This window comes from Streptomyces sp. NPDC058678, from assembly GCF_042714835.1.
GTDB lineage: Bacteria > Actinomycetota > Actinomycetes > Streptomycetales > Streptomycetaceae > Streptomyces.
In genome coordinates this window covers 7,109-12,180 of sequence record NZ_JBHXSG010000079.1, presented here as the reverse complement: position 1 = coordinate 12,180, position 5,072 = coordinate 7,109, and the positions used below count along the sequence as shown (strand labels likewise).

Genomic DNA, 5,072 nt, shown 5'->3' with positions numbered 1-5,072 from the left:
CGGGGGCGGGGCGGCGGGCGGCCGGGGGGTGGGGGGGTGTGTGGGGGGGCGCACAACCCCCCCCCTCGCCGGGGGGGGGGGGGGGCGGCCCGGGGGGGGGGGGGGCGCCGGGGCCCCCCCCCCCCCGCCAGGGGGTCACAACGTCAACAGTTCGGGTGTGAACACGGAGATCCGGTCGGTGACGTCCTCGGGGACGCGCCGCTTCGACGGCCTGAGCCGCTGCGGGGTGCCGATGTACAGCCAGCCCAGCAGGCGCTCCTGCGGACGCAGCCCCAGTACTCGGCGGGTTCGTTCGGACTCGGTGAAGCGGCCGGTGCGCCAGACGCTGCCGAAGCCACGGGCGTGCAGCAGCAGTATCAGGGAGCCGGCCATGGCGCTGGTGGCGGCGAGTTGTTCCCATTCGGGGATGGAGCCGCCGTGAGCGGTGTCGTCGGGCACGGGTGCGAACACCAGCGTGGCGAGCAGCGGTGCTCTGTGGGGCCTGGTCTCCACCTGCTCCCGTCGGGACTCGGGCCCCTGGTTCTCGTCGGCGAAGCAGCGCCCCAGGGCGGTGCGCCCTTCACCGCGTACCAGGATCCACCGCCATGGCCGGAGCCGGCCGTGGTCGGGGGCGGTGGCCGCCGCCCGCAGCAGATAGGCGAACTCCTCGTCCTGTGGGGCGGGTTCGACGAGTTGGTGTTCGCTGCGGCGGGTCAGCACGGCCGTCATGACATCCATTGCTGTTCCTCTTCTGGCTACGGGTATCGGCGAGAAGTCGGGCGGTGCATGCTGTCGGCTCACTGCCAGCCGGAGTCGTCCTGCGACACGCTGGACGCCTGGTGCACGACTGCGGATACCGCGACCGCGTCCAGGGCTGTCTCGCTGACCGCCATGGATTCCTCCCTCTGGTGTCGTGGTTTCGCCGGCACCTCAGACAGTGCCGTTCCACACGCGCCACCAGAAGGGGAAAATCGCAGGTCAAACCGTCCATGACCTACTTAGGACATTCAGGGCGGCCAGCCGGCGTCGATAGGGATGAGGGGTACTTCGGCCCGTAGCAGCGTCCAGGGGCGCAGCCAGTGATGGTTTTTGAGGGCACAGCGCCACAGGGCCACCGCGGTCTCTTCCGCCGCTTGCAGGGTGGCGGCACTGACATAGACACCGATGACGGGATGCGGGCGGGTGCCGGCGTGCACGACGACATGTTCGACGCCGGCCACGTCGCGCGCGCAGACGGCCACGGCATCGGCCGTCCCACTGGGGAGGCGGACGCCGTTCAAAGGTGGCTGCACATGGACATGGACGAGGTACATGGCGGGGTTCCTGCCGGCGTCGGAGCTGTCTGCCGGGGCACCCGGCGGACAGCGGAGAGTGGTTGCAACATGGCACGAGTCGTTTGTTGCGTCTACGTCCGACGGTGTTGAACACCCGCCCGAGAGGGCCCGGCGGGCGGCGCAGCCGGGTGGGCGCGGCGATTAGGTTTAGGAACGGTCAGCCTTGGACCAAGAGAGTCAAGTATTCGGTCGACCGCCAAGGATCTAAACTACTCTCCTTTCCTTGCGGCACTTTGAGGCGCTCTCGTATCCGCCTCAGCAACGCATTTTTGACGCACCGGCCGGTCGGGGGAATGAGATGCTTGATCTTCTCGGGCTCGAATCCGAAACGGAAGCCGTCTACCGGGCCATGCTCGCCCATCCCCAGGACGGGGTGGAGGACCTGGTTGCCCGGCTGGGGATGCCCGCGAAGGAGATCCGGGACGCGCTCGACCAGTTGAGCGACCTTGCGCTGGTCCGCGTCTCCACCGAGGATCCCACCCAACTCCACGCGGTCAGCCCGCATTTGGGCATGGAGATTCTGCTGGCCCGGCAGCAGGCCGAACTGGCCGCGCAGCAGCAGCGGGTCGAGGCGAGCCGCGCCGTCGCGGCCCGGCTGATCTCGGAGTTCGCCGGCCAGCAGGAGGACGTACCCGAAGCCGGGGTGCAGTATCTGCGGGGTCTGGAGTCCATCCGCGACTATCTGACGGCGCTCAACCATCAGGTACGGCAGGAGTTTTTGGCGTTCGCTCCGGGCGGGCCGCAGACGGATGCCAATATGCGGGCTTCCCGTCCGCTCAACCAGCGGCTGCTCGAGCGCGGCGTGCAGATGCGGACGGTCTACCTGGACAGCATTCGCCGGGATGCCGCGACGGTGGCGCACGCCAAGTGGCTGATGGGGATAGGCGCTCAGGTGCGCACGGTGCCGTCGCTCCCGAACCGGATGATCATCTGTGACCGGCGGGTGGCGATCATGGCGGCCGACAGCAACGCCACCTCGGGGGGAGCCGTCGTGCTCAGCGCGCCGGGTCTGATCGCCGCCCTGTGCGCGCTGTTCGAGAACACCTGGCAGGCGGCGGAGCCGCTGGGCACTTCGGCCGGGCGCGAGCAGGATGACCTGCACCGGCAGCAGGCCGAGGTGCTGCAGCTGCTGGCGGAGGGCCACACGGACGATGCGATCGCCCGGAAGCTGGGGGTCTCGCCGCGTACGGCACGGCGTTTCGCCAACACGCTGATGTCGCATCTGGATGCGCGCAGCCGCTTCCAGGCCGGGGTGCGCGCGGTGCAGTACGGACACCTGCCGGCGAGTGTCGACTGAGGTGTGTCCGGTCCCCCGGTGGTCGTCGTGTTCAACTGCGGACGGGCGCGCTTGAACACGCCTGGTGGCGGCCGGTTGAGGGGGTCGGTGTCAGGCCACCCAGTCGCTGCGGGAGCGGGCCGCGCCCGCAACCGGTGGCCAGTCGGCCAGGACCGCCGCCAGCCGCCGTACGGCCTCCTGCAGGGCGGCGGGAGGCAGCGTGTACGGGATGCGGAGCCGGTGTTCGTAGAGTCCGGGTTCGCCGCCGAAGCGCGCCCCCGATCCGATGCGCACCCCGTGCGCCAGGGCGCGTTCGGCGAGGGCGGAGGCGACGGGCTGTCCCAGGTCCACCCACAGGGACAGGCCGCCCGGTGGCAGCCGCCAGGACCAGTGCGGCAGATACCGCTCCAGCGCGGCGAGGAGGGTCTGCCTGCGGTGGCGTACCTGATCGACCCGGTCGGCCAGCCATCCGTCCCCGCGGTCCAGCAGCAGGAGGGCGAGCAGCTGGTCCAGCACGGAGCCCGAGACGTCCACCGTGGCCCGCAGCTCGGCCAGTTCGGCGACCAGGCGCGGTGAGGCGCGCAGCCAGCCGACCCTGAGTCCGCTCCAGTAGCTCTTGCTGAGTGAGCCGATGGAGATGACATGCTCGCCACCGCCGCCGGCCCCGTGGGCGGCGAACGGCGTGGGTGTTGCGGTGTCCAGGGCCATGTCGGCGAGCGTCTCGTCGACGACGAGCCAGGTGCCGGGCCTGCGGGTGGCGCCGAGCACCTCGGCACACTGGCCCGGCGGCATCAGGGCGCCGGTGGGGTTGTGGAACGCGGGGATGAGGTAGGCCAGCCGCGGCACGCTCTGGCGCAGCGCGCAGGTGAGGAGGTCGCCGTCCCAGCCGTCCTCGGTGACCGGTACCGGGACGGGGTGCAGCCGGGCGCGCCGGATCGCGTCGAGCGCGTTGGGGTAGGACGGGCTCTCCACGAGCACCCGGTCGCCCGGACCGCACAGCAGCGACAGGGCCAGGCTCAGTGCCTGTTGCGCGCCGGCCGTCACGAGGATCTGCTCGCGGTGTGTGGGCAGGCCGCGTGCCGTGTAGCGGGCGGCGACGGCGGTGCGCAGTTCGGGCAGCCCGTAGGAGTGGTAGCCCGAGGTGTGGGCGGGGTGCGGAAGGTGGCGGACCGCTTCGGCGAGATCTTGGTGGAGTACGTCCTGGGGCATGGGCAGGGCGGCTGTGGCGATGTCGATGGCGCCTGGGGGCGGCATCGGCGGCGTGGCGCCGTGCGGCGGGCCCGGCGCCATGGCATCCCACTGCGCTGGGCAGTGCGCGCTTTCGGGCAGTGCGGTCCAGGTGCCGGATCCGCGCCGGCTGCGGGCGTATCCGTTTTTGCGTAGCTGTTCGTAGGCGGCGCTGATGGTGGTGCGGCTCAGCGCGAGTGCGGGGGCCAGCTCCCGTTCTGCGGGCAGCCGGGCGTCGACGGCGATGCCGCCGTCGAGGATGAGGGTGCGGACAGCCGCCGCGAGATGCCGGTAGGCGGGGCGTGCGGTGGTCATGCCGGCCAGGAGTTGCGCGAGTCGCGCGGCCGGAATGGCCGCGCCTCTCGCTCGCTGCTGCTCCATCCCGCGGCCCCCCTTTTTCCGGCGTCAGTGCGCGGCGGCTCAGCCTGACGATTGAGCCGATTGGGCTGTGTGGACAAGGAGTTGGACATCCTGCGTGCGCCTGTGTGCCGGCCCGCCGGGGGCGGGAGGGCTGCAGCCGGCCCGGCACCGGTAAAACTGTGGCGAGGGGCGGGGTCTCAGGCCTGGGGGCTGTGGAGTGCGGGCCGGTGCAGGACGCTGTCAGGCCGTCGGTTCCTCACCCATCGTGATCTTCGCGTAGTTGGCGAGGGAGCGGTTGTAGCGCGGCAGGTGCTTGGCGAGTGCGCCCAGGCTCAGACCGACCGCCTCCCGTTCCCGGCCGACGTCGGTCAGTGCCAGCGCGAGGAAGGCGGTGACGGCGTCGTCGAGGTGGTCGGAGTCCTTGTCGCGCTCCGCGCTGAGCAGTTCGACGCTCGTCTCGGCGTGGCCGAGCGCGCGCAGGGTGCTGGCCATCTGGATCACGGCACGCCGCCTGCGCTCGCCCACCAGCCCGGCGTCCAGCGCCTTTTGATAGAGCGGTACAGCCGCTTCGCCCTCGCCGGTCGAGTCGTTGGCCGAGGCACGCTCGAAGTATCCGACGGGATGTCCTTGGGGAAGCTCGTCGGCCAGCGCCCCGATCTTCGCGCGGAAGTCGGCGGGGTCGTAGTCGTTGATAGCGGCCCACAGGTCGGTGGAGCGCTGCTCCCATGCCGGTGTGATGGTCATCGCCCCAGCTTCACAGAGGAGTTGGGTCTTGACCAAGCCTGTTCAAGTCCCGCCGCTCTCGCCCGGTTGCGCCCGGCGGCCGTGACCGCGCGGTCAAAGCCGCCCGGGGGCCACCGCGAGGTCAGTTGGGTCGGGTAAGGGGCGGCCTTACG

General features: G+C 70.9%; 5 protein-coding genes. 1 reads left to right on the top strand and 4 read right to left on the bottom strand.

Annotation, left to right across the window (positions count from 1 at the left end):
- Positions 1-135: 135 nt before the first annotated feature.
- Together ACFWWR_RS41850 and ACFWWR_RS41845 are read right to left on the bottom strand one after the other, a co-directional pair.
- Positions 136-717 carry a nitroreductase gene (locus tag ACFWWR_RS41850; RefSeq protein ID WP_383876887.1) on the bottom strand — a complete coding sequence of 194 codons (582 nt, stop codon included), beginning with the start codon at positions 715-717 and terminating at the stop codon, positions 136-138.
- Positions 718-986: 269 nt separating this feature from the next.
- The gene (locus ACFWWR_RS41845) at positions 987-1,292 is read right to left on the bottom strand and encodes a hypothetical protein (RefSeq protein WP_383876885.1); all 306 of its coding nucleotides are present in this window, start codon (positions 1,290-1,292) and stop codon (positions 987-989) included.
- A 319-nt stretch (positions 1,293-1,611) separates the two neighbouring features.
- Here ACFWWR_RS41845 and ACFWWR_RS41840 point away from each other — a divergent pair, with 319 nt between their 5' ends.
- Complete coding sequence (locus ACFWWR_RS41840) at positions 1,612-2,610, top strand: helix-turn-helix domain-containing protein (protein ID WP_383876883.1); 999 nt, start codon at positions 1,612-1,614, stop codon at positions 2,608-2,610.
- A 90-nt stretch (positions 2,611-2,700) separates the two neighbouring features.
- On the opposite strand, the gene ACFWWR_RS41835 is transcribed toward ACFWWR_RS41840, so the two are convergent.
- Positions 2,701-4,197 (bottom strand): PLP-dependent aminotransferase family protein, encoded by a 1,497-nt coding sequence (locus ACFWWR_RS41835; RefSeq protein ID WP_384309302.1) that lies wholly within the window; start codon positions 4,195-4,197, stop codon positions 2,701-2,703.
- Between the two features lie 219 nt (positions 4,198-4,416).
- The gene (locus ACFWWR_RS41830) at positions 4,417-4,920 is read right to left on the bottom strand and encodes a tetratricopeptide repeat protein (protein ID WP_383876879.1); all 504 of its coding nucleotides are present in this window, start codon (positions 4,918-4,920) and stop codon (positions 4,417-4,419) included.
- Positions 4,921-5,072: the final 152 nt, after the last annotated feature.